The organism is Halolamina salina (assembly GCF_054653455.1).
Map to the genome: position 1 here is coordinate 1,168,628 of NZ_BAAIGE010000002.1, position 22,931 is coordinate 1,191,558.

The window sequence follows — 22,931 nt, forward strand, 5'->3', positions numbered from 1 at the left end:
GGGTTCCGGCGGCGACCGGCGGCCCACCACCCTTAATCCGGCCCACACCGAAGCCGTCGGCATGATCACGAGCAGGCGCATGGCCGCGGTCGACCGCAACGCCGCGGCGCTGGGCGTGCCGCTCCGGGTGCTGATGGAGTCCTCGGGCAACGCCGTCGCCCGACGAGTCCGGGAACTGACGGCCCCCGGCGACTCGGTGACGCTGGTCTGCGGCCGGGGGAACAACGGCGGCGACGCGCTCGTCGCTGCACGCTTCCTCGACGACCGCGAGGCCACGGTAAAACTGCTGGGTCGGCCCGAGAGCATCACGACCGAGATCGCGCGGGCGAACTGGGACGCGCTCAAGGCAGCCGACATCGACGTCGAGACCGTGACGGACTCCCGCGCGTTCGACCTCGACGATCCGGACCTGGTCGTCGACGCGATGCTCGGGACGGGAATTACGGGCGAACTCCGGGAGCCGGAAGCCAGCGCGGCCCGCGCGATCAACGACAGCGCGGCGCCAGTCCTTGCGGTGGACGTGCCCTCCGGCGTCGATGCGGATACGGGCGCGACTCCGGGCGGGGTGGTCGAGGCCGAGCACGTCGTCACGTTCCACGACCTGAAGCCGGGGCTCGCCGAGCACGCGGACGTGACCGTCGCGGATATCGGCATCCCCGAAGCTGCCGAGGAGGTAGTCGGTCCCGGAGACGTGGCAGTGCTGGGCGACGGGGGAAGCAGGAAGGGCGAGGGCGGCCGGACGTTCGTGATCGGCGGCGGCCCCTACACCGGCGCGCCCGCACTCGCCGCCGGCGCGTCGCTGTCGGCCGGCGCGGGTCTCGCGTTCGTCGCCTGCCCCGCGTCGGTGTTCGATCCGATCGCGGGCTACTCCGAGGACCTGATCGTCCAGCCCTACGGCGACGGTGAGGAGTCGGCCACGGACCACCTCGAACCAGAACACGTCCCGGAGCTCGTCGAGACGGCCGAGCGCCACGACGACACGGTGATCCTCGGCCCGGGCCTCGGCCGACATCCCGAGACCGAAGACGCCGCCCGGCAGTTCCTCGCCGAGTTCTCCGGCACCGCAGTCGTCGACGCCGACGCGCTCCCCTTGGTGCCCGAGGTCGACACCGACGCGACGCTGGTACTCACGCCGAACCGCTCCGAACTGGCGGAGTTGGGCGGCCCCGAGGCGGACGACCTCGTGGCGCACGCCGACGAGATCCGCGAGCTCGCGGCCGATCTCGGCCACACGATCCTCGCGAAGGGTGAAGTGGACGTGATCACCGACGGCGAGACGGTCCGGCGCTGTCGGGCCGGCACGCCGGGGATGACCGTCGGCGGCACCGGCGACACGCTCGCGGGCGTGGTCGCGGCGCTGCTCGCCCGCGCGGAGCCGTTCGAGGCGGCCTGCGTCGGCAGCTACGTCAACGGCCGCGCCGCCGAGATGCTGGATCGGGGCGACGGCCTGCGCGCGACCGAACTCCAAGAGACCATCCCGGCGGCGCTCGAAGGGGGCGACGATGAGTGAGAACGCCGACTCCGACGACGAACTGACCCACACCACCGACGACGGCGATGTGCAGATGGTTGACGTGGGCGAGAAGCCCGATACCGGCCGGCGCGCGGTCGCACGCGGGGAGATCCGCCTCACCGAGTCGACGATCGCGGCCGTCCGGGCCGACGAAATCGGGAAGGGTGACGTGCTCGCGACCGCCCGGATCGGCGCGATTCAGGCGGTCAAGCACACCTGGGAGACGATCCCGATGTGCCACCAGATCCCGATCACGAACGTGGAGACGGAGTTCTCGGTGGGCGAGGACCGGATCGAACTCGAGGTCGCCGTCGAGACGACCGGGAAGACCGGCTGCGAGATGGAGGCGCTGCAGGGCGTGACGACCGGGCTGAACGTCGTCTGGGACATGGTGAAGGCCGCCGAGAAGGAGGTCGTCGAGGCGTCCGACGAGGTGGAAGCGAGCGGCTACCCCGGGACGGAGATTTCGGGCGTGGAGGTCGTGAGCAAGGAGAAGCGGGAGCTCTGAGGGCGGTTCGTTGGTCGGGTGGTAGGCATGGTTCGATTGTTGGCTGATAGATCGGTAACAGCATCTCGATCGTTGGCACCTTGCGACCGCACCGCCCCCCACAGGCCTCCCCAGCCGACTCACTCGCTCACTGCGTTCGCTCGTTCGTCCCTCGCGCGCTCGTTCGCCCACGCAGGGGCTCACGTCACGCGCCACCGCTGCCGCGGTGCGGTAGCGGTGGACGCCGCGCGCCGGCAATCGTCGCCGGCGCGCGGGGGAGGGGTGGGGACTCGATGCTGTGCCGGACCTCGTGTCCGGCACCCTGCGGTCGCAAGGTGCCAAGCATCGAGATGCCGTCGCTGTCACCGATATCGGCCACGAAGTCACGGAACTGACCGACGAATCCGCAAGAGACCCCGAAAACTCAGACCTCGCCGGCCTCGGCTGCTACCGGATCCAGATCCGCGGCCTTCGAGCGTGCCTTCGACACCACCGCCGGCGGCGCCTCGAACTCGATCACGACCTGCTGATCGCCGTAGGACTCCTCGTGGACGTTCCCGTTGTCGTGGATCCAGGAGACGACGCTCATCGCCTCGTCGGTCACGGGCAGGAGCAGTCGCTCCTGCTCCCAGTCGGGCAGTTCGCGCTCGACGCGCTCGCGCAGGCGGTCGACGTTCTCGCCGGTCTTCCCCGAGACGACGATGGGGTTGGGCGCCAGCCCCGAGAGCGCGCGCTCACGGCGCTCGATCTCCGGCTCCGAGAGCTTGTCGGCCTTGTTGAACACCGTGACGATCGGCGCCTCGTTGCGGTCCGACAGCGTGTCGTGGGAGGTCACGAGCTTCTGGCGCATCTCCTCGACCGGCTCGGAGGCGTCGACGACCAGCAGCACGAGGTCGGCGTAGTACACCGAATCCAGCGTCGACTTGAACGACTCCACCAGCCAGTGGGGGAGGTCCGAGACGAACCCCACGGTGTCGGTCAGCAGCACCTCCCGCGTACCCGTGTCGGCTTTCCGGGTGGTGGTGCCGAGCGTTGTGAACAGACGGTCCTCCGACTCGGCGGTGGAGTCGAGGTCCGGGTGCTGCTCCTCGTTCTCGTCCACGTCGAGTTCGCTCGCGAGCCGGCGCAGCAGCGTCGACTTCCCGGCGTTGGTGTAGCCCGCCAGCGCGACGAGATCGAACCCCTGATCGCGGCGCTGTGCCCGCCGCTTCTCCTCCTTCTCGGCGATCCGGTCGAGCTCCTCGGAGATCCGGGCGATCTGGTTTTTGATGTCCTGCTCGCGGGACTCGTCGTACTCCCCGAGTCCCATGAAGCCGGGGCGCTCGTCACGCTTCGCGAGGCTGGCTTTCGCCTCGGCTCTGGGAAGCTCGTAGCGTAGCTCCGCGAGCTCGACCTGCAGTTGGGCTTTGCGCGTCTGGGCGCGCTGGCCGAACAGCTCGAGGATCAGGGTGAACCGATCCAGCACGTCGACGCCCTCGGGCAGCTTCCCCCCGACGTTGTACGTCTGGAACGGCCCCATCTCGTTGTCGACGACGACGGTGTCGGCGCCGGTCTCCCGCACGAGCGCGGCGAGCTCGTCGACCTTCCCCTCGCCGAAGTGGTAGGCGGCGTCCTGCGTCCGCCGCTGGGTCAGTTCGCCGACGACCTCGTACCCGGCCGAGCGGGTGAGCTCGCTGATCTCCTCGAGGTCGGCCTCGCCCTCGTCGACGCGCTTGGCGACGACTGCTCGATCAGTCGGAATGGCTGTCGGTCACCCCGGTTCCGTTCGCGATCGACGGTTCGTCCATGGTCGACGTTCGTGATCCGCGGGCATGAATCCCGCGGTGAATTCGGTGGTTCACCGGCGCTCGGCGGTGCTGTTCTCGGTCACGAACTCGACGACCGACTCGGTCCCCTCGAAACCGCTGGCCATTCGACCCACGACCTCGCCGTCCTCGAACAGAAGCAGCGTCGGGACGCTCTTGATCTCGTACTCGTCGACGAGGTCCAGATCGGTCTGGGGGTTCAGCATCGCGACGGTCGCGTCGGTCGCGCGGGCGACGTTGCCAACGACCGGCTCGATCGACTGACAGAGCGTGCAGCCCTTGGTGTAGAAGTCGACGAGCACCACGTCGTGCTCGGCGGTCAGCTCGTTGAGCTCCTCGCCGGTGTCGAGTCGGTGCGGTTTCTGGAACGCTTCGCTCATACCGGAGAGAGGCGCTGGAGGGGGATATGTCTCCTGCCCGCGGCGACCCGCCGTCGACGCCCCGAGTGCCGGCGCCCGGGGCTATTTACCCCGTGCGACCCCAGATTCCTCTATGAGCGAGGCACACGCCGACACGCTGCTTCCGACCGAACGGATGCGCGAACAGGCACTCGAGGGCGAGGTCACACAGATCCACCGCGGGCAGGCGTACGCCGAGGAAGGTGACCGCTTCGAGATCGACGGCACCACCTTCGAGATCACGGACGTGACCGAGCGAACGCTGGGCGATCTCACCGACGAGGACGCCCGTGCCGAAGGTGCCCGGGATCTCGACCACTACAAGCAGATCCTCGAGATGTCCCACGACGAGTTCGAGTGGGACGACGACAGCGAGATCGTTCGACACCGGTTCGAGCGAGTCTGAGACCCCGGTCTTCCCGACTTTTCGACGTGTAGGCTCTCACGACGAGCGATGGGTAGGTCGAACTGCGGTTCGGGACCCGTACTGCGGCGTGTGGGTGTTGGCTAATCTACCCCAACAGCTAAGAAGTTGGGGTGTAGATGCCAACACACGATGAGCGACGATCCCCCACCCGTCCAACCGGACGGTGGCCCGGCAAAGGAGCTGTTGGCCGCCCTCGCCGAGCACGGCGAGTTCGCCGTCGAGGTGGGCGACGACGCCCACGCCGAGTCGAACGGCCTGGACGTGGACACGCCCGAGGGGCGCCTGCAGTTCGAGGTGTACCCCGTCGAGGACTACGGCGCCGACCACGAGCGCCACGACCCCGACGGCGGCGTCTACGTGAACCGGTGGTTCTTCGACGGCTACACCGTGCTGCACGTCCACGACACCGACAGCGACGACCACAGCGTGCTCGTCCGCGAGCAGCATCCCGAGGAGCGCGCGATGGAGCTTCGCGACCACGGCGTGCCCGACCGCCGCGCCCAGATCGTCGCGCTCCGCGAGAAGGGGCTGAGCTACGGCGACATCGTCGACGCCACCGGCGCCGAGGGGCCGAACCACCGCGGCGACGTGTCCAAACACCTGCAGGCGTTCAACAGGCAGGTCGGCAACGCGAAGTGGCTGGCCGAGAACGCCGACGCGTTCGACCTGGGGAACTGACGATGGCCGAGGACACACCCTCCGAGACGACCGACCGCGATCCCCCGGCCGAGGCGATCCATCGGCTCCCCACGCTGAAACACGCGGCGGTCGCCCCCGACGGGAGCCGGGTCGCGTGCTACTACACCGGATCGGGCAGCAACGAGATCCACGTGCTCGACCACGCGAGCGGCGAGACGGACCGCTGGACCGACGGTGAGGCCGGCGACACGAACATCTGGCCGCTCGCGTGGGGACCCGACGGCGAGCGCGTGCTGTTCCACCGGGACGACGCCGACGGCGGGGAGGCGTACGACGTGTTCGCCGTCGATCGCGACGGGGAGGTAGAGCGCCTGACCGACACGGACGGCTCGACCCAACTCCGCGGGGTCGGCCCGGACGCTCGGCTGCTGGTCCGGTCGAGCCACGAAGGCGGCATGGACGCCTACGTTGTCGACGATGGCGACTGGACCCGACTCACCGACCGCGAGAAGCCGGTCTACTACCCGATCCTCTCGACCGACGGCGACCGCGTCGCGCTCCCAACGGGCGAGGGGATCGAGGTGCTGGACGCCGCGGGATCGGTCGTCGCCGAGTTCCGCGTCGGCGGCGACGAGGGAACGGCCACTCCCGTCGGCTGGGCGCCCGACGGCAACCGACTGCTCGTCGAGAGCGACGCGTCCGGCGTCAACCGTCCCGGCGTACTGGACCTCGAAACGGGCGAGACCGAGTGGTTCGGCGACGGCGAGCACGTCGAGGAGGCAGAGACGTTCCTCCCCGACGGCCGGCGGTTCGTCGCCTCTCGCAGTCGGGACGCGCTCTCGGTTCCCGTCGTGTACGACACCGAGACGGGCGAGTCCCGGGAGTTCGACCTGCCGGCGGGTGTCGCCCGCCTCGGAAAGTGGCCGAGCCGCGTCCTCGACGGGGACCGCGTGCTCGTCGCCCACGCGACGCCGACCCGGCCCGCGGAACTGCTCAGCTACGACCTCGCGAGCGACGAGACCACCCCGATCTTCGAGCGCGACCTCGGGCCGTTCGAGCCCGGGATGCTCGCCGACGTGACCTACGAGCGGGTGCCGTCCGACGGCGTGCCCGAGACGCCGCAGGCGGCCGTCGAGCACGAACCCGGCGAGGAGTTCGCGGTCGGGACGCTGTTCTGGGACGGCGGCGAGCGACCGTCGCCGCTGGTGGTGTTCCCCCACGGCGGCCCGGACCTCGCCAGCGAGCGGACGTTCCAGCCCTACGTCCAGTTCCTCTGTCGCCGGGGGTACTCGGTGTTACAGGTGAACTACCGGGGATCCACCGGCCGTGGTCGGGCGTTCCGCCGCGCGCTCCACGGGGACTGGGGCGGCGCCGAACAGGGCGACATCGCCGTCGCCGTCGAACACACGCTGGATCGGTACTCGTTTCTCGACGAGGACCGCGTCGCGGTGTACGGCGGCTCCTACGGCGGCTACAGTGCGGCGTGGCAGATGGTCCAGTTCCCGGATCTCTACGACGCGGGCGCGGTCGTCGTCGGGATGACCGACCTCGAGGCGATGTACCGCGAGACGATGCCGCAGTTCCGGTCGGGCTTCCTCTCGACATATCTCGGGACGCCCGAGGAGAACGCCGAACTCTACGAGCAGCGCAGTCCCGTCACCCACGCCGAGAACGTCGACGCGCCGCTGCTGCTGGTCCACGGCGAGAACGACCCGCGCGTGCCGGTCTCACAGGCCCGGATCATGCGCGACCGGCTGACGGCACTGGGCAACGAGACCGGACCGGACGGGACGGTCGAGTACCACGAACTCGCCGACAGCGGTCACTGGGGCGCCACGGACGGCGTGCCTGAGCCGCTGGCGATCGTCGACGAGTTCCTCGACCGCCGGCTCCGCCGCTGACGCTTCTCCGACCCTCCATTCGCCCGCGCTGACGCCGACCGCACCGACGCTCCCGGCCCCCCTTTCGGTCGCTATCGCTTGCCACCTTCCGAACTATCTGAACAGTCGTTCATACCGAAACAGCTATCTGAACACTTGCTCAAGCAGTTCTCGATGAGCGACACCCAACCGCGCCTGCGACGGCGGATCGAGGACGAGGTGGGCGAGTGCTGTGACGCCGACGTCCGGGAGCGTCTCGCCGAACTCGACGACCTCGCGGCGTCGGCGAGCGACGGCGGCCGCGACGCGTTCGCCGCGCTGGGGAACGAGACGCGCCACCGGCTGACTCGCATCCTCTCCGCGGCCGACGGCGAACTCTGTGTCTGTGAGCTGGAGCCTGTCGTCGACGTGAGCGAGAGCGCGGTCAGTCACGCACTGGCCGATCTCGTCGAGGCCGGACTCGCGACCCGGCGGAAGGCGGGGAACTGGCGCTACTACGACAGCACCGCGCTCGCCGACGATCTGCTCGCGGTCGCCGACGGGGAGGCGGCGTGAGCGACTCGCTTGGCGTTCTGGACCGCTACCTCACGGTCTGGATCGGGCTGGCGATGGTGCTGGGCGTCGGCGTCGGTCGGTTCGCCCCGGGCGTCGTGGACGTGCTGAACGCGGTGACGTGGCACGGCACCAGCCTCCCCATCGCGCTCGGGCTGTTCGTGATGATCTTCCCGATCATGGCCGAGATCGACTACGGACGGGTGCCCAAGGTGACCCGCACGGCGCGGAAGGAGATCGGGCTGACGCTCGCGTTCAACTGGCTGATCGCGCCGTTCGTGATGTACGGGCTCGCGACGTTCTTCCTCGGCGGCCACCCCGAGTTCGTCACGGGGCTGATCCTCGTCGGGATCGCGCCCTGCATCGCGATGGTGCTGGTGTGGAACGAACTCGCGGCGGGCAATCAGGAGCTCTGTGCGGTCTGTGTCGGCGTGAACAGCCTGCTCCAGATCGCGCTGTTCGTCCCCTACGCGTTCCTGTTCCTGACGGTTATGCGCGGCACCGCGGTCGACGTGTCGATGTCGCTGATCGCCCAGATGGTCGGCGTGTTCCTCGGCCTCCCGCTCCTGCTCGGCTACCTGACGCAGAAGGCCGCGTTCCGCACGATCGGCCGCGAGGCGTACTACGACCGACTCATCCCGCGAATCAGCCCGTTCGGGCTGCTCGGCCTGCTCTTTACGGTGGTGGTGATGTTCGCGCTGAAGGGCGACTACATCGTCGCCAACCCCGGGGAGATCGTGCTGATCGCGATCCCGCTGCTCGTCTTCTTCACCGGTCTGTGGGCGATGGCCTACGGCGCCAGCGCGCTGCTGGGGTTCTCCTATACCGAGAGCGTCAGCGTCGCGTTCACCGCCTCCTCGAACAACTTCGAGCTCGCGATCGCGGTCGCCGTCGCGGTGTTCGGCGTCGGCAGCAACGTCGCGCTCGCGACCGTCGTCGGGCCGCTGATCGAGGTGCCGGTGATGCTCGCGCTGGTCCGGGTGGCGCTGGCGACGAAGGACCGGCTGTTCCCCGAGAGCGTCGGCGTGAGCAGCCCGATTACGGGGGACTAATCGTGTCTGACTCTACCGACGGACGGGACGCCGACGCTACCGAGCCGACGACGGTCGCGTTCGTCTGCGTCCAGAACGCCGGCCGCTCGCAGATGGCGTACGCGTTCGCCCGCCGTGAGCGGGAGCAACGCGGTCTCGACGACCGGATCGACCTGTTAACCGGCGGGACACGACCTGCCGACCACGTTCACCCCGAAGTGGTCGACACGATGTCCGCAGTCGGGATCGACATCTCGGACCGGACCCCCCGCGAGATCACCGTCGACGAACTGCGGGCGAGCGACTACGCGATCACGATGGGCTGTTCGGCGGCGGAGGTCTGCCCCGCGGGCTGGGGCGGCGAGAGCCGCGACTGGGCGCTCGACGACCCGGACGGACGGCCGCCGGCCGAGGTGGCGGCGATCCGCGACGAGATCGCAGAGCGCGTCGCCGCGCTGTTCGACGAGATCGCCGAGTAGGCGGCGACGCTCCAGACCAGCGAAGCCGACCTCAGCGCCCGGAAACGACGGCGACGGTCAGCCGACACGCGAGCGTCACGGCGACTGCGACCAGCGCCCGCCCGCCGAGGCCGAGCGTGGCGCCGACCAGCGGCGCGACGCTGCTCGTCAGCGAGAAGAGGACGACCGTGGGCAGCACCCAGCCGACGATCGCGATCCACGACCCCGCCAGCGGCGCGAAACGGCCCGCCCCGGTTCGGAACTCCGCGACCGAATCGGTCGGGAGCAGCCAGCCGGCGACCGCGAGGAATGCCAGCAGTCCGATCGACAGCAGCAGGTCCGCGAGAGTGCCCGAAACGAACTGGAAGGCCCCGTTCGACAGCGCCAGCGCGCCCCCCGTCACTGCGAGCAGGAGCGAGACGAGCAGCGTCGCCCGTCGCCGCGGCACGCCGTACGTGTCGACGAGCGTCGCGACCGGCACTTCGAGGAGGCTGATGCCGCTGGTCACCGCCGCCAGCAGCACCGTCCCGAAAAAGGCCGTCGCGACGACGGGGCCGCCCGGCAGCGACCCGAATGCGCCAGCCAGCGCGACGAACAGCGCGCCCGGCCCGCCGCCGCCGGGGTCGACGCCCTGCGAGAACAGCAGCGGGATCACGACCAGCCCCGCGAGCACGCCGACGAACGTGTTCGATATCGCGATCGCGAGTGTGTCCCGTGGCAGCGACGTGTCGTCGTCGATGTAGGAGGCGTAGGTGAGCATCGTCCCGGCGCCCAGCGAGAGCGTGAACAGCGCCTGCCCGGCCGCGGGACCGAGCACCGACGGGAGGTTCGCCGCGAGGTAGCCTGCGTCGAACCGCAGGTAGTACTCGTACCCCGCCGCGGTACCCGGCTGGGTCGCCGTCCACGCCGCCAGCCCGACCAGCAGCACCGCGATCGCGGGCAGCATCACCTTCGAGACGCGCTCGATGCCGCGGTCCACGCCGAAGAAGACGATCCCGGCCACGATCCCGAGGAAGGCGAGGTGGAACCCCACCGCCGCCGGCCCGAACCCCATCGCGCCGAAGTACTGCTGTGGCTGTGCGAAGTACGCGCCCGTCGGCGACGCCAGCGTGTACCGGAGGATCCACCCGCCGACGACCGAGTAGAAGGAGAGGATCGCCAGCGTCGTGACGACGTTGAACGCGCCCAGCGCGCTCCCCCACTTCGAGCCGATCAGCGAGCGGAACGCGCCGATCGGCGTCTGTCGGCCCCGCCGACCGAGGACGAACTCCGCCAGCAGCCCCGGAACGCCGACGCCGACGACGACGAGCAGGTACACCACGAGGAAGGCACTCCCCCCGTTCTCGGCGGTCAGCCACGGGAACCGCCAGACGTTGCCCAGCCCCGCGGCGCTCCCCACGGAGGCGAGGACGAACCCGAGGCTCGATACCCACGTGTCTCGATCGGCCATTGGTGAACAGAGGTGTACGACGGACACCGAAAGCGGTGTTGTTACCGGCGTACGCGGTCGTCAGCGGTCGAACACGACGGTGTACTGACGTGCGTGACGAATCGACCGATGCTTGGAGAGTCGGTCCGGGGTAGCTCCGCCCGCTCGGTTGCCCCCGCTGAGGCTCGGTCGGTATCTCGTTGAAATTTTAAATAATCCTTATAGTAGATTGGTAAACACTCACACACTACGCGCCGAGTTATGACGACTTGAGGACTATGACGCTCGCCGAGACCACACGCTACGACCCCGACCGAGTGCACCGACAGGGCGATCGCGCAGTCGTGCTGGGCGGCAGTATGGCCGGGTTACTGGCCGCACGCGTCCTCACGGACGCGTACGACGAGGTCCTCGTGGTCGAACGGGACTCGATCCCGTCGACGCCGGCGCCGCGGCGGGGCGTCCCGCAGGGCCACCACGTGCACGTCCTGCTGGAGGCCGGCCGGGCGACGATCTGTGACCTCTTCCCGGGCTACGGCGAGGAGTTGATCGACGCCGGCGCGCTGATCATCAACGTCGGCGAGGACCTCGAGCAGTACGAGGCGGGCGGGCTTCTGGCCTCGCCGGCGACGCGGATGGAGATGTACTGTGCGAGCCGGCCGCTGCTCGAGGGGGTCGTACGGGACCGGCTGACGGCGCTCGACGGCGTCGAACTCCGGGAGGAGTGCCAGTTCGTCGACTACCGAACGGACGACAGTGCCGCCCGCGTCGAAGGCGTTCGTATCCGTGAGCGCGGCGACACCGAGACGGTACCGGCAGATCTGGTCGTCGACGCGACCGGCCGGACCAGCCGGACGCCGCAGTGGTTGGCCGACAACGGGTACGAGTCGCCGCCCACCGTCGAGGTCGACATCGACTTCACGTACAGCACGATCCGGATCGACCGGCCGCCCGGCGATCGCCGGATGCTGTTCGCGCCGCAGTCGGCGCCTCGGACCCACGGCGGGGCGGCGTTCCCCGTCGAAGGGGGCGAGTGGCTCGTCACGCTCGGCGGGATGCACGACACCGACCCGCCGTCGACGGTCGCGGGGTTCGAGTCGTTCGCCGACGAGCTCCCGATCGACGGGATCCGGGAGCTGGTCGCCGAGCGCGAGGTCGTCTCCGACGGCGTCGATCGCTACCCGTTCCCGTCGAACCGACGCCGTCGGTACGCGGCGCTCGACGGCTTCCCCGAGAACCTCGTCGTGACCGGCGACGCGATCGCGAGCTTCAACCCGATCTACGGGCAGGGGATGTCGGTCGCCGCACTGGAGGCGGTGCAGCTCCACCACCTGCTCGCGTCCGGCGCCACCGACGCGATCGGCCCTCGGTTCTTCGCGGCCGCCGAGGACGTCGTCGACATCGCGTGGTCGATGGCGGTCGGCGCCGACAGCGAGTTCGAAGCGACGACCGGTCCGGCGCCGACCGGCGCCGGCCTGTTCAACAGATACCTGTCCCGACTGGTCAGCCGCGCACGGACCGACAGCGCCCTCGCCGAGGAGTACTACCGCGTCGTCGGGATGGAGAAGCCGCCGACAGCGTTGCTCCGCCCGCGGAATGTGTGGCGGACGGTTCGGCCCTGACCTCCGGACGCGACACACAATTCACGATGAGCCGAAATACCGACGCGAACGCACCGCTACCGGACGTAGAGGGGATCGAGCGAACCACCCGCGAGGTGAACGGCGTCTCGCTGCACGTCGTCGCCGCCGGCTCGACGGACGCGCCGCTCGTGGTGTTGCTGCACGGCTTCCCGGAGTTCTGGTACGAGTGGCGGGAGTACGTCGGGCCGCTCGTCGAGGCGGGGTACCGCGTGCTCGTGCCCGACCAGCGGGGGTACAACTGGAGCGAGAAACCCGACGGGGTCCGCGCCTACCGGATCACCGAACTCTCCGGCGATATCGTCGACCTGATCGCCAGCGAGGGCCGGGAGCGCGCCCACGTCGTCGGTCACGACTGGGGTGCGGCGGTCGCGTGGGACCTCGCGCTGCGACACCCCGACTCGGTCGACCGGCTCGGAATCGTCAACGTCCCGCACCCGACGGTGTTCGAGAGCACCCTCCGGTCGAACCTCACCCAGATGCGGAAGAGCTGGTACATGTTCTTCTTCCAGCTCTCCGGGCTGGCGGACTGGTACGCGGGGCGCAACGAGTACGAGTTCATGGTCACCGCGATGGCGGAGGGGTCGAACCCCGGGACGTTCGAGGAGACGGACTTCGAGCGCTACCGTCGTGCGTGGTCGGAGCCGGACGCGCTGCCCGCGATGCTGAACTGGTACCGGGCGCTGTTCCGGCACAACGACGAGCCGCCCCGGGAGACGGTGACCGCCCCGACGCTCGTGCTCTGGGGCGAGAACGATCAGGCCCTGATCCCGGAGATGGCGCCCCGTAGCGTCGACTACTGTGAGGACGGCCGGCTCGAGCGGTTCCCCGACGCGACACACTGGCTCCCGCACGAGCGGCCCGACCGCGTGATCGACTCCCTCCTCACTCACTTCGAGTCCTGAAACCCGCCGAACGGCGTCGACGGCGACGCCTCGGCGCGCGGAACGCCGCCAGATTCCCAGCTACGTCTCCGGCTCCGGAGCCAGCCCGAGCGCCCACAGCAGCCGGTCGTTCGCGGCCCGGTCCTTCACCGCGACGCGGACGTGGCTGTCCAGGCCCCGGAAGCTCCGGGCGTCGCGGAGCACGACCCCGCGTTCGCGAGCCCGTTCGAGCAGCGCGTCGACGCCCACGTCGCCCGCGTCGAACAGCAGGAACGGCGCGTCTGACTGCCGGACGTCGAACCGTTCGGCGATCGCCGCCCGCAGGCGTTCGCGCTCGTCGGCGACGCGCTCGCGCGTGGCCGCGACGAACGCCTCGTCGGCGAGACAGTGCGCCCCGACCACGGCCGCCGGCGTCGACAGTGCCCACGGCCGTCGGGCGGTCCGGAGGTCGGTTAGCCGGTCGCCCGTCGCGACGGCGAACCCCGCCCGGATCCCCGGGAGGCCGTACATCTTCGTCAGCGAGCGCGCGACGACGACCCCCGGCTCGCCGGCCAGCGAGTCGAGCGCGGTGTAGTCGAGGAACGCCTCGTCGACGAGCAGTTCGGTCCCGGCCTCGCGGCAGCGGTCAGCAAAGGCCCGCAGCCGCGCCGGTGGGAGCGCCTCCCCCGTCGGATTGTTGGGCTGGCAGACCACGGCCGTCTCGTACGGCGAGGGGTCCTCGTCGACGATCGCCGACGGCGAGACGAAATCCGGGTTCCCGCCCTGCAGCGTCACCTCCCGGGCGTACTCCGCGAACGACGGCGCCGGGAGCAACACGTCGTCGCCGGGTTCGATCCGGGTCGCGATCGCGAGCCGGATCGCCGCCAGCCCGCCGGGCGTCGGGACGACCTGCTCGGGCTGACAGCCGACCGCCGACGCCGCCGCCTCGCGGAACGCCGGGTAGCCGTCGTCCGGGTAGCGCCGCGACTCCTCGAAAGCGCCCTCGTACACTGAACGGGTCCCCTCGGGACTCCGGGGGTTGATGTTGGCGCTGAAGTCGAGCAGGTTGGGGTCGTCGCTGCCGCCGTGGACCGCGCGCTCGGCCTCGCGCACGTCGTCGGGGTTCATCGATCCCCTCCCTCCAGCAGCGCCTCGGCGGCCGCGAGGTCGCGCTCGTAGTTGACGTTCACCGCGAGCCGGGCGTCCCAACTGCGCCGCTCGACCGACCGGTCGCCGTCGCCGACGACGTTCAGTCCGGTCGGGAGCCAGCCGTCGTCGGCGGACTCATCGGCGCTGACGCCGAGTCGGCGCTTGAGCCGTGCAGGAGTGAGCACGCGCATGGACGCCGTTCCGTCGCCGGCAGTATCGGTCTGCCGGCTCGCCGCGACGGCCCGGTCGACGTGCTCGCCCGCGAGCAGCGGGAGGTCCGCGGCGACGGTGACGGCGGGCGTCCCGACGGCGTCCAGCGCGACCCCGAGATCCGCGACGTACCCCTCGCCCGGCGTCTCGATCACGTCGACGCCCTCGGCCGACCTGGCCCACTCGTCCGTCGCCGGCGCGTTCGGGGAGACGGCCGCGGAGACGGTCTCGACGGAGTCGGCCGCCCGGAGGCCTTCGCGAACGCGTTCGACCATCGGCACCCCGCCGACCCGCCGGAGCGGCTTCTCTCGCTCCCCGTCGAGGCGGCTGCCGTGGCCGCCACAGAGCACGATCGCGTTCACGGCAGCCCACCTCCGGCGAGGACGGCACCGGCGAACAGCCCCGCGAGCCGGGCGGCCACGTCGACGGCGCCGAACACGTCGCCGTTGACGCCGTCGAGCAGGCCGTTCGCCCAGCGAGCGAGCAGCCAGCCACCGCCGAGGGCGGCCGCGCAGGCGAGCGTCGCGGCCGGGAGCGCTGCGGGGACGAGGTACCACACGCCTCCGGCGGTCGCCCCGAGCACCAGCGCGACCGGGAGGAGATCCTGCGGCCCGTTCGACTCGGTGAACTGTGCGCCCAGCCCCTCGTGGCGCGCCGTCGCGAGGCAGGCCAGCGCCGCCATCGCGGCTTTCGCACCCACCTCAGCGCCGACGATCGTGCCGACGACGAGCAGGCGGAAACTATCGGCGACTGATGCGACCGCCAGTGCAGTTCCGAGCGTCGCGAGCAGCAGCGCGACGACGGCGCCGACGCCGACCTCGCTGTCCTTCAGGACGGCGACGCGCTCGTCGGCGTCGCCGTGGACGACTGCCGCGTCGCCGAGGTCGGCGACGCCGTCGAGGTGGGTGATCCCCGACAGTCCAATCCAGAGACCGAGGTAGCCGACAGCCGCGAGCAGCGGGAGCGATCGCCCGCCCAGCGCGACCACGGGAACCGCGAGGAGTAGCCCTGTTCCGACGCCGACCGCCGGGAACGTCCACGGCGCTTCCGTGACTGCCCGCCAGTCACCAGCGTCGCCGCCAACTGGGAGCCGGGTCAGGAAGCGGACCGCCCCTCGGAGCGCGCTCAGAGCCACGCGCCACCCCCCAGCCGGCCGGCGAGGACGCCACACCAGCCCGCCGCCAACAGGAACGCGAGTCCGCCGGCGCGGTCGACGAGGGCGACGCCGTCGGCCGCCGTTTCCGTATCCGGGAGCGGCCGTTCCGGGAAGAGGTCGTACCCCCCGGGCTTGTGGAGCCGACAGCCGAGCGCGGCCGCCGCGGCCGCCATCGGCCAGCCGGAGTTCGGCGACGGCGGCGCGCGGGCGTACCGTCTCGCGGCGACGAGGCCCCCGGGCCGGCCCGCGGCGATCGCGAGCAGCGCCGCCGAGAGCCGCGCGGGGACGAACATGACGGCATCGTCGAGCCGCGCGGGCGCCCAGCCGGTCGGCTCGTCGCGGTAGCCGAGCATCGAGTCCATCGTGTTAACGGCCTTGACCCACGCCGCCAGCGCGGCCGCCGCCGGCAGCGACACCGCGGCGCCGACGGCGAACGCCAGCAGCGGCGCGACCAGCCCGTCGGCGAGGTTCTCGGCCGCGCTCTCGACGGCCGCGCTGCGGGCCTCGCCGGCGTCGAGCGCGCTCGGGTCCCGGCCCACCAGCGCGGGCAGGCGCTCGCGGGCCGCCGCGAGGTCGTCGTCGCTCGCGTCGACGACGGCGACGGCCTCCTCGCGGAGCATCCGGCGGCTGAGGCTGACGAACAGCGTCGCCGCGGCGGCCAGCGCGGCCGCTGCCGGGTGGAGCAGCCCGCCAACCTTGACCACTGTGGCGACGACGCCGGCGACAGCCAGCGGTAAGCCGATCGCCGCGAGCAGTCCGACGAACCGTGGGTGCCGCCACTCGCGATCGATCGCGCCGACCGCGCGACCGAACCACGCGACTGGGTGGACATTGGTCGGCGGCTCGCCGACGAGCGCGTCCGCGACGCCCGCGGCCACGACTGCGACGGCGGTCGAGAGGCCGGCCGGTCCGAGCAGGCTCATCTCTGAACCACCTCTCCCCCCGTTTCGGGCAGTTCGAGCGGCGAGAGATCGAGGTTGTCAGCGACGAGCGCCGCCGCGGCCTCGTAGGGATCGTGTTCATCCGCCGCCTCGGTCGGCCGGTCGACTCCGGCCGCCGCGAACGTCCGGGCGACGAACGCCTCGCGGGCGGTTCGGTTCTCGAACAGGCCGTGAAGGTACGTGCCGAGCACGCCGTCGAAAGCGACGCTTTCCGGCCCGAGCGGGCGCTTCACGGATTCGGAGTCGACGCCGTCAGCGAGCCGGCTGTCGCCCATGTGGATCTCGTAGCCGGCGACCGTGCCCGTAGCGCCCGCGAGTGGGTGCCCGGCGTCTTCCGTTGCCGAGAGCTCGCGTTCGACGGCTTCGACGCGTTTCTCCGGCGAGAACGTGGTCCGGACGGGCAGTAGGCCCACTCCGTCGACGGCCTCGACGTCGCCGGTGCCCTCCACGTCGGCGCCGAGGAGGCGCTGCCCGAGCAGCTGGTAGCCGCCACAGAGGCCGACGACGGGACCGTCGAACGCCGCGAGCGCGTCGGGCAGCCCCGCCTCGCGGCAGGCCAGCAGGTCGTCGACGGTGTTCTTCGTCCCGGGGAGCACGACCGCGTCGGCGTCTGTGAGGCTGGCTCCGAGCGGAACCCACGCGACCCTGACGCCCGGAACGCGGGCCAGCGGCTCCACGTCCGTCGCGTTCGACACCCGGGGAAGGCGCGGGACCGCGACGGTGACCGACTGCTCTGGGGAGACGCCGTCGTCCGCACCGAGGACGTGGCGCTCGCCCGTGTCGGGGAGGGCGACGCTGTCCTCCTCGGGCAGCCCCGGATCGTCGTAGGGGAGCACGCCGAGGACGGGGACGCCGGTTCGCTCCTCCAGCCAGTCGATCCCGTCCGCGAGCAGTTCGGGGTCGCCGCGGAACTTCGTGACGACGATCCCGGCGACGCGCTCGCGGAGGTCGTCGGGGAGGAGTTCGAGCGTGCCGACGACGCTCGCGAACACCCCGCCGCGCTCGATGTCGGCGACGAGGACGATCTGGGCGTCGGCGAAGCGGGCAGTCTCGACGTTCGCGAGGTCGCGGTGGGCGAGGTTCGGTTCGGCCGCCGCGCCGGCGCCCTCCGCGACGATCAGGTCGTGCTCGGCCGCGAGCCGTCGGTGGGCCTCGACGGCGGCCGTCCGAGCATCTCCCCAGTGCTCGTCGTAGTACTCGCCGGCGGCGTAGTGGTCGACCGCCTCGCCGTCGAGGACGAGCTGGCTCTCGCCGTCGCCGCGGGGTTTGAGCAGCACGGGGTTGCAGTCGGTCGTCGCCGGCGTCCGGGCCGCACGGGCCTGCACGTACTGCGAGACGCCGATCTCGCCCCAGCCCTCGCCGGTCGTCGACGGCACCGCGCGGGCGTTGTTGCTCATGTTCTGGGCCTTGTACGGGGCGACGGAGAGCCCGCGGTCGGCGAGATGCCGGCACAGCCCCGCCGCGACCGTCGACTTCCCGACGTGGCTCGCGGTCCCGGCGACCAGCAGCGTCGGTGCCGCGGCGTCGTCGCTTCTCCCGGTGCGCCCGTCGCGCTCACCCATCAGTACTCGGTCCCCCGTCGGGCGCGCTGGCCGGCGTCGATCGGATGTTTCTCCTTCGACACGCGGCTCACGAGGTCGGCTGCGTCCTCGAGATACGTCGGCTCGTCGTGGCCGCCGGTCAGCACCAGTTCGAGGTCGTCGGGGGTGCGCTCGACGAGATCGACCACGCCTTCGGGGTCGATCAGCCCGCGGTTGGCGGCGTACAGCACCTCGTCGAGAATCAGCATGTGGACGCCGTTCTCGGGGTTACCGTCGAGCGGGAGTGGCTCGTCGAGGGCGGCGTCGGCGGCAGCGTCGATCAGCTCCTCCGACCGAGCGAGCGCGGCGCGGGCACGGGCGGCGTGCTCCTCGTCCTCGGTCCCGTCGCGGAAGCCGTGCCAGCCGAACTGGCCGGTGGTCTCGTAGCTGAACCCAGGCATCGCCGCGATCGCGTTGTACTCGCCGCGGACAGGGTCGACGCTCGCGGCGCCGCCCTTCATGAACTGCAGTAGGTGGACCCGGTAGCCGTGGCCAGCGGCCCGGAACCCCATCCCCAGCGCCGCGGTCGTCTTCCCCTTCCCGTCGCCCCACCACACCTGCGTGAGCCCGAACTCCTCGGGCGCGGCGGGCTCGATCGGCTCGGCGGCGGGTGTCGATCCGGAACGCTCGTCGTCGCGCATGCTCGTGCGTTGGACGGGTGGGCGCTAAGCGTTGCGGCTCAGGGGTCGAACGTCGTCGCGCGCCGAGTAGTGGCCGTGCCGTGCTCGGCATCGTTGGCTGAGTCGGGGAGCGACCGCTCGGCGTAGCGCGATCGCAGGCTCCCGCGCAGCGCCTCCCGGACACAGGCGCGAGCGGCGTCCCCCACGTCGGTTCCGCTGCCCGCGAACGCCGCCGGCTCGCCCGCCGGGAGCGTCCCGACGACCGCGGCGTCGGTCGTCGTCCCGGGGAACCCCGTCTCGGCGAGCAGCGTCGCCGCCTTCGCCTCGACGACGACGCCGTAGAGGCTCGCGAGCGTGCCGTCGTCGAGTGCTCTGGTCGTCCCGACGAGCAGGTTCACCGTCCCGACGGGTCTGTCATCGTCCGATTCGGTGGCGTCCTCGTCTCCCTCGGCTGTACTCTCCTCCCGATCGGTCGGCGCCATCGGGAGCGCCGCGGGGTTGGAGATCCCCGCGGTGGCGTAGGCGACGACCGAGCCGGCCCGGGCGCCGCACAGGTGCTCCATGTCGACGCCGGTGAACAGCGTCGGGCCGGGGGTGTCGAACCCCGCGCGGTCCCGGCGTTCGGCGGCGTAGGCGTCGAGGTCGGTTCGGTCCGACCCGGTCGGCACGGAGACGTTGTACGCGGCGTCGGCGTCGCGGAACCCACCGTCCGGCTCGCTCGACAGCCAGCGCGCGCCGGACGCGTCGACTCGGAGGACGGCCTCGCGGACGGTCGACTCAAACGCCATCGTCCCCCACGAGCGCGCCGTAGCGCTCGAACAACTGCTCCTTGACCGCGCTCGTCGGGACGCCCGCCGAGTCGGCGAGCCTGAGCGCGCCGCCCATCCCGACACCCTCCTTCGCGACGCCGTCGAGGTAGTGGTCCGTCGCGACGTGCTCGCCCGGCTCGAACCCGGGGTCGGTCACCCGCAGCGAGACGTCGAGCGCGTCGGCGGCCGCGCGGATCGCCACGCCGTCGTCCTCGGCGACGAACGAGGTGGTCGCGATCTCGAACGGCTCGGCCACGCCGGCGTGGCGGGCGAGGGCGGCGACGGCGAGCATCTGGCTCCCACCCGCGAGCGTGACCGACGCGCCACGTTCGAGGCCGCCTTCCAGCAGGCCGAGGGTGGCCGCGAGCGTCGGATCGCCGGCACGCCGGATCGCCTCGGTCGGCTGCCCGCCGAGATCGCCCGCGTCGAGGTCGCTGGCGGCGAGCGCGTCCGAAACGACCTCGCGCTTGAGGTCGAGGGGGTTCGCGGGCAGCGACGAGGAGACGCCGTAGGACTCGCCCAGCGCCCGGAGGACGCCCATCGCGGTCGTCGTCCCGCCGGGGATCGTCTCCCCGATCACGAACTCGTCGTCGGGGTGGGCGGCGGCGAACGCTCGGGCCGACTCCCGGATCGTGCCGGCGTCGGCGACAGGCTCGGCGGTCCGGATATCCCCGCCGGGTTCGTCGCCGAACGCGACGGTCGGTGCGGCCGTCTCCCCGGCCATCCCGGCGTCGGCGACGACGAGGTCGAAATCGACGAGGTCGCGGACTGCCCGGGTGACGAGCCCGGGGGTCGGGCAGCCCGCGGGACTCACGGGGACGATCGGCGCGAACACCGGCCGGCCGTACGCGAGAATCTCGGCGTCGGCCGCGGGAGTGTGCGCCATCGACGCTGGCGTCTCCCCGGCCGCACTGATGCCGTCGATCGCCGCGGTCTGGGTCGTGCCGGCGACGAGGACGAACGTCACGCTCCCTCCATCGGGGTCGCGCTGTGGCTCATGGTGTGGCTCTCGCGGGGCACGAACCTGAAAAGCACGGTCCGGCGTCGACGGTTCATTCGCGCTCGTCGGCCGGATACTCCGTCGTCACCGACCGCTCGCTCGACGCCGAACGTTCTGCCGATGCCGAACGCTCCGCCGAACGCTCGTCCGCTTCCGACCGGCGCCGGCGCCGAAGCGACTCGTACAGCGCGTCCGCGACGTGTTCGCGGAGTCGCTCGATCGTCTCGCTGCTCACATCGACGGCCGCGGCGTCGTCGCCGATGAGGCTGCGCGCGCCCGCCGTGTCGATCGTCACCGTCCCGAGGCGCCGGCGCCGCTGGAACACCGTCTCGGAGCTCAACACCGTCTGCACCCGGTAGTACGGGACGACTTTCAGCCGGCGGACCCAGAACCCGTTCCGGGTGACGACGTGATTCTCGCCGACGTAGTAGCCGCGGGATCGCCACTTCAGGTGGGCGGCGACCGGGACGAGCAGCAGCAGGCCGAGCGGCGCCCACCAGGCGAACGACGCTTCGAGGACGCTCTGGATCGCGTAGAGCAGCCCGGTCGCGAGCGCGACGACGCCCGCGTAGCGCGCCGCGTAGCGCTCGCGGGCCCGCTTGGGGGGGCGCTCGAACGCCATCTCGCCGGCCGGTTCGATCGAGTTCGCGAGCTCGAACACCCGCGAGCGCCGGGCGATCGGGACCGCCGACTGGGAGGTGTCCTGCCCGCCCTCGCCGCCGCTGCCGCCGGCGGTTTCGATCTCCAGCGAGGCGTAGCCCAGCGCCCGCGCGAGCACGTTCTCTTCGATGGTGAGCGACTGGACCTTCCCGAGCGGGATCGTCCCGCTGTAGCGCTGGAGCAGGCCCCGCTCGTAGCGGAGTTCCTCGTCGCCGCGGCGGAGCGTGAAGCCGTAGTACAGCGTCGCGTTGATGGCGCCGTAGATAAGTCCCAGCGCGAGGATCCCCGCGAGCGTGGCCAGTGGCCCGATCAGTCCGGTCAGCCCCGCCTCGGCACCGAAGAACCACTCGGCGCCGACGATCGAGCCGATCGTGGGCATGAACACCGAGCCGACGACGAACATAATCGAGAGCAGTTGGGCGTCGGCGGACACCAGCGCGAGCACGCCCAGTTCGCGGTCGGCGATCTCGAACACCGTCTCGAACCGGTCGGTCTCCTCCGCGGTCTCCTCACCGCCGCGGCTCAGTCGGCTGATCTCCGCCTGCAGCCGCCCCGCGCGATCCTCGCCGACGAACTGTAGGTGGGCCTCGCTCCCGCTCGCGCCGGCGGTCTCGAGGCGGAGTTCGGCGATCCCCAGCGCGCGCTGGACCACGTTTTGGCTGATGTCGACGTTCTGAATCCGGCCCAGCGGGATCTCCCGTTCGCGTCTCGCGAACACGCCCGAGCGGATGTCGAACGTGTCGGCGGTGAGTTCGTACTCGAAGCGGCGGTAGTAGGCGATCCCGTAGACGACGGCGGCGACCGCGAGGAGGCCGGCGAGCGCGAGCGCGAGCGTGACGCCGACCGCGCCCGCGACCGCGCCGAACGCCGGGGGACCGATGAACAGCGCGGCGACGACGAGCCCCAGCCCGTTCTCGACGAGCCGGTAGGGGACCGACAGCGGGTGGAGCCGGAACACGCGCCCGGTGAGCGGTGCCTCGCCCGTCGTCTCCCCGTCGGTCATACCGCGTCTTCCTCCTCGGACTCGGTGGTGAGCCGTTCGAGGCGCTCCTGCAGCGTCGACGCGCGGTCCGGCGTCAGTCCGGGGATCGTCACGTCCGCGCCGCGGGAGCCGGCGGTGTAGACCACCAGCGTCGACAGGCCGAGCAGGCGCTCCAGCGGGCTCCGCGTCGTGTCGATGTGCTGGACGCGAACGTATGGGACGACCGTCCGGACACGGGTGAACACGCCGCGGCTCAGGAACAGCGAGTCCGCGCGGACGACGTACTCCCACGAGCGGTAGAGCAGGACGGCCCGGACGACGCCGAACAGCGCGAACAGCGCGAAGACGGCGATCCCGATCCGGGCGGCGGACTCGATACCCGGGGCGAGCAGATCGGTTCGGGTGCCGACGAAGTAGGCGATCACCCCGAGCACGACGCCGGCGACGAGCGCGCCGATCGTCGACCCGACGATCCACTGCAGGCGGACCGTCGACGCCAGTTCGCGGGGGACGCCGACGACCGACTCGTCGATCCCCGCCTCGGCCGCGACGGAGGGTTGGTCGTCCGCGTCCGGTCCGGATTCGGATGGCGACGACGGTTCCGCCATGCTCGCCGATGGGGGGTCCTCAGCGGTGCCGTCGTCGGGAGGGTCGCTCATGCCGGAACAGTGGCCCAACGGCGGCTTAATCGTACCGCCGTCG

23 protein-coding genes are annotated in these 22,931 nt (G+C 71.1%); 10 read left to right on the plus strand and 13 right to left on the minus strand.

Annotation, left to right across the window (positions count from 1 at the left end; all coding sequences use genetic code 11):
* Positions 1 to 61 precede the first annotated feature (61 nt).
* Complete coding sequence (locus tag ACYQZ5_RS06485) at positions 62 to 1,510, plus strand: NAD(P)H-hydrate dehydratase (protein WP_379818243.1); 1,449 nt, start codon at positions 62 to 64, stop codon at positions 1,508 to 1,510.
* Positions 1,503 to 2,021 carry a cyclic pyranopterin monophosphate synthase MoaC gene (moaC, locus tag ACYQZ5_RS06490; protein WP_379733146.1) on the plus strand — a complete coding sequence of 173 codons (519 nt, stop codon included), beginning with the start codon at positions 1,503 to 1,505 and terminating at the stop codon, positions 2,019 to 2,021. Before ACYQZ5_RS06485 ends, moaC begins: the two co-directional genes overlap by 8 nt.
* Positions 2,022 to 2,424: 403 nt before the next feature.
* Here the strand turns inward: moaC and hflX are convergent, their stop codons facing one another.
* Positions 2,425 to 3,741, minus strand: coding sequence for a GTPase HflX (gene hflX, locus ACYQZ5_RS06495; RefSeq protein ID WP_379731426.1), 1,317 nt, complete (start codon positions 3,739 to 3,741; stop codon positions 2,425 to 2,427).
* A 96-nt stretch (positions 3,742 to 3,837) separates the two neighbouring features.
* Positions 3,838 to 4,185: a thioredoxin family protein gene (locus ACYQZ5_RS06500; RefSeq protein WP_379731419.1), complete on the minus strand. Its 348-nt coding sequence runs from the start codon at positions 4,183 to 4,185 to the stop codon at positions 3,838 to 3,840.
* Between the two features lie 112 nt (positions 4,186 to 4,297).
* Between ACYQZ5_RS06500 and ACYQZ5_RS06505 the strand changes: the two genes are divergently transcribed.
* The 6 genes from ACYQZ5_RS06505 (at position 4,298) to ACYQZ5_RS06530 (ending at position 9,211) form a co-directional block, all read left to right on the plus strand.
* Positions 4,298 to 4,609, plus strand: a complete 312-nt coding sequence (locus ACYQZ5_RS06505; RefSeq protein WP_379731420.1) for an ASCH domain-containing protein — start codon at positions 4,298 to 4,300, stop codon at positions 4,607 to 4,609.
* A gap of 150 nt (positions 4,610 to 4,759) precedes the next feature.
* Positions 4,760 to 5,308 carry a hypothetical protein gene (locus ACYQZ5_RS06510; RefSeq protein ID WP_379731421.1) on the plus strand — a complete coding sequence of 183 codons (549 nt, stop codon included), beginning with the start codon at positions 4,760 to 4,762 and terminating at the stop codon, positions 5,306 to 5,308.
* A gap of 2 nt (positions 5,309 to 5,310) precedes the next feature.
* Positions 5,311 to 7,170, plus strand: coding sequence for a S9 family peptidase (locus ACYQZ5_RS06515; RefSeq protein WP_459845540.1), 1,860 nt, complete (start codon positions 5,311 to 5,313; stop codon positions 7,168 to 7,170).
* 153 nt (positions 7,171 to 7,323) lie between these two features.
* Positions 7,324 to 7,704, plus strand: coding sequence for an ArsR/SmtB family transcription factor (locus tag ACYQZ5_RS06520; protein ID WP_379731423.1), 381 nt, complete (start codon positions 7,324 to 7,326; stop codon positions 7,702 to 7,704).
* Positions 7,701 to 8,753, plus strand: a complete 1,053-nt coding sequence (gene arsB, locus ACYQZ5_RS06525) for an ACR3 family arsenite efflux transporter (RefSeq protein WP_379731424.1) — start codon at positions 7,701 to 7,703, stop codon at positions 8,751 to 8,753. The genes ACYQZ5_RS06520 and arsB overlap by 4 nt, the downstream gene beginning before the upstream one ends.
* Positions 8,754 to 8,755: 2 nt before the next feature.
* Positions 8,756 to 9,211 carry an arsenate reductase/protein-tyrosine-phosphatase family protein gene (locus ACYQZ5_RS06530; protein WP_379817757.1) on the plus strand — a complete coding sequence of 152 codons (456 nt, stop codon included), beginning with the start codon at positions 8,756 to 8,758 and terminating at the stop codon, positions 9,209 to 9,211.
* 31 nt (positions 9,212 to 9,242) lie between these two features.
* Here the strand turns inward: ACYQZ5_RS06530 and ACYQZ5_RS06535 are convergent, their stop codons facing one another.
* Complete coding sequence (locus ACYQZ5_RS06535) at positions 9,243 to 10,640, minus strand: sodium-dependent transporter (RefSeq protein ID WP_459845543.1); 1,398 nt, start codon at positions 10,638 to 10,640, stop codon at positions 9,243 to 9,245.
* A 338-nt stretch (positions 10,641 to 10,978) separates the two neighbouring features.
* Here ACYQZ5_RS06535 and ACYQZ5_RS06540 point away from each other — a divergent pair, with 338 nt between their 5' ends.
* A complete protein-coding gene (locus ACYQZ5_RS06540) occupies positions 10,979 to 12,241 on the plus strand; it encodes an FAD-dependent oxidoreductase (protein ID WP_379732156.1) in 1,263 nt (420 codons plus the stop codon).
* A 26-nt stretch (positions 12,242 to 12,267) separates the two neighbouring features.
* Positions 12,268 to 13,164: an alpha/beta fold hydrolase gene (locus ACYQZ5_RS06545; RefSeq protein ID WP_379732155.1), complete on the plus strand. Its 897-nt coding sequence runs from the start codon at positions 12,268 to 12,270 to the stop codon at positions 13,162 to 13,164.
* Between the two features lie 60 nt (positions 13,165 to 13,224).
* Here ACYQZ5_RS06545 and cobD read toward each other — a convergent pair whose 3' ends face one another.
* The 10 genes from cobD to ACYQZ5_RS06595 all read right to left on the minus strand — a co-directional run bounded on the left by cobD (position 13,225) and on the right by ACYQZ5_RS06595 (position 22,888).
* Complete coding sequence (gene cobD, locus ACYQZ5_RS06550) at positions 13,225 to 14,250, minus strand: threonine-phosphate decarboxylase CobD (RefSeq protein ID WP_459845545.1); 1,026 nt, start codon at positions 14,248 to 14,250, stop codon at positions 13,225 to 13,227.
* Positions 14,247 to 14,843: an NTP transferase domain-containing protein gene (locus ACYQZ5_RS06555; protein ID WP_459845547.1), complete on the minus strand. Its 597-nt coding sequence runs from the start codon at positions 14,841 to 14,843 to the stop codon at positions 14,247 to 14,249. Before ACYQZ5_RS06555 ends, cobD begins: the two co-directional genes overlap by 4 nt.
* The gene (gene cobS / locus ACYQZ5_RS06560; RefSeq protein ID WP_459845549.1) at positions 14,840 to 15,616 is read right to left on the minus strand and encodes an adenosylcobinamide-GDP ribazoletransferase; all 777 of its coding nucleotides are present in this window, start codon (positions 15,614 to 15,616) and stop codon (positions 14,840 to 14,842) included. The genes ACYQZ5_RS06555 and cobS overlap by 4 nt, the downstream gene beginning before the upstream one ends.
* Entirely contained in the window at positions 15,607 to 16,560 is a 954-nt protein-coding gene (gene cbiB / locus ACYQZ5_RS06565) for an adenosylcobinamide-phosphate synthase CbiB (protein ID WP_459845551.1), read from the minus strand. The genes cobS and cbiB overlap by 10 nt, the downstream gene beginning before the upstream one ends.
* A complete protein-coding gene (locus tag ACYQZ5_RS06570) occupies positions 16,557 to 18,140 on the minus strand; it encodes a cobyric acid synthase (protein WP_379818950.1) in 1,584 nt (527 codons plus the stop codon). The genes cbiB and ACYQZ5_RS06570 overlap by 4 nt, the downstream gene beginning before the upstream one ends.
* On the minus strand, positions 18,140 to 18,799 hold the full coding sequence (locus ACYQZ5_RS06575) for a cob(I)yrinic acid a,c-diamide adenosyltransferase (RefSeq protein WP_379732916.1): 660 nt from the start codon (positions 18,797 to 18,799) through the stop codon (positions 18,140 to 18,142). Before ACYQZ5_RS06575 ends, ACYQZ5_RS06570 begins: the two co-directional genes overlap by 1 nt.
* Before the next feature lie 38 nt (positions 18,800 to 18,837).
* Positions 18,838 to 19,566 (minus strand): adenosylcobinamide amidohydrolase, encoded by a 729-nt coding sequence (locus tag ACYQZ5_RS06580; protein ID WP_459845553.1) that lies wholly within the window; start codon positions 19,564 to 19,566, stop codon positions 18,838 to 18,840.
* Positions 19,556 to 20,554: a nicotinate-nucleotide--dimethylbenzimidazole phosphoribosyltransferase gene (locus ACYQZ5_RS06585; protein ID WP_459845555.1), complete on the minus strand. Its 999-nt coding sequence runs from the start codon at positions 20,552 to 20,554 to the stop codon at positions 19,556 to 19,558. Before ACYQZ5_RS06585 ends, ACYQZ5_RS06580 begins: the two co-directional genes overlap by 11 nt.
* 85 nt (positions 20,555 to 20,639) lie before the next feature.
* Positions 20,640 to 22,250 carry a PH domain-containing protein gene (locus tag ACYQZ5_RS06590; protein WP_459845556.1) on the minus strand — a complete coding sequence of 537 codons (1,611 nt, stop codon included), beginning with the start codon at positions 22,248 to 22,250 and terminating at the stop codon, positions 20,640 to 20,642.
* Positions 22,247 to 22,888: a PH domain-containing protein gene (locus ACYQZ5_RS06595; RefSeq protein WP_379732972.1), complete on the minus strand. Its 642-nt coding sequence runs from the start codon at positions 22,886 to 22,888 to the stop codon at positions 22,247 to 22,249. The genes ACYQZ5_RS06590 and ACYQZ5_RS06595 overlap by 4 nt, the downstream gene beginning before the upstream one ends.
* Positions 22,889 to 22,931 lie beyond the last annotated feature (43 nt).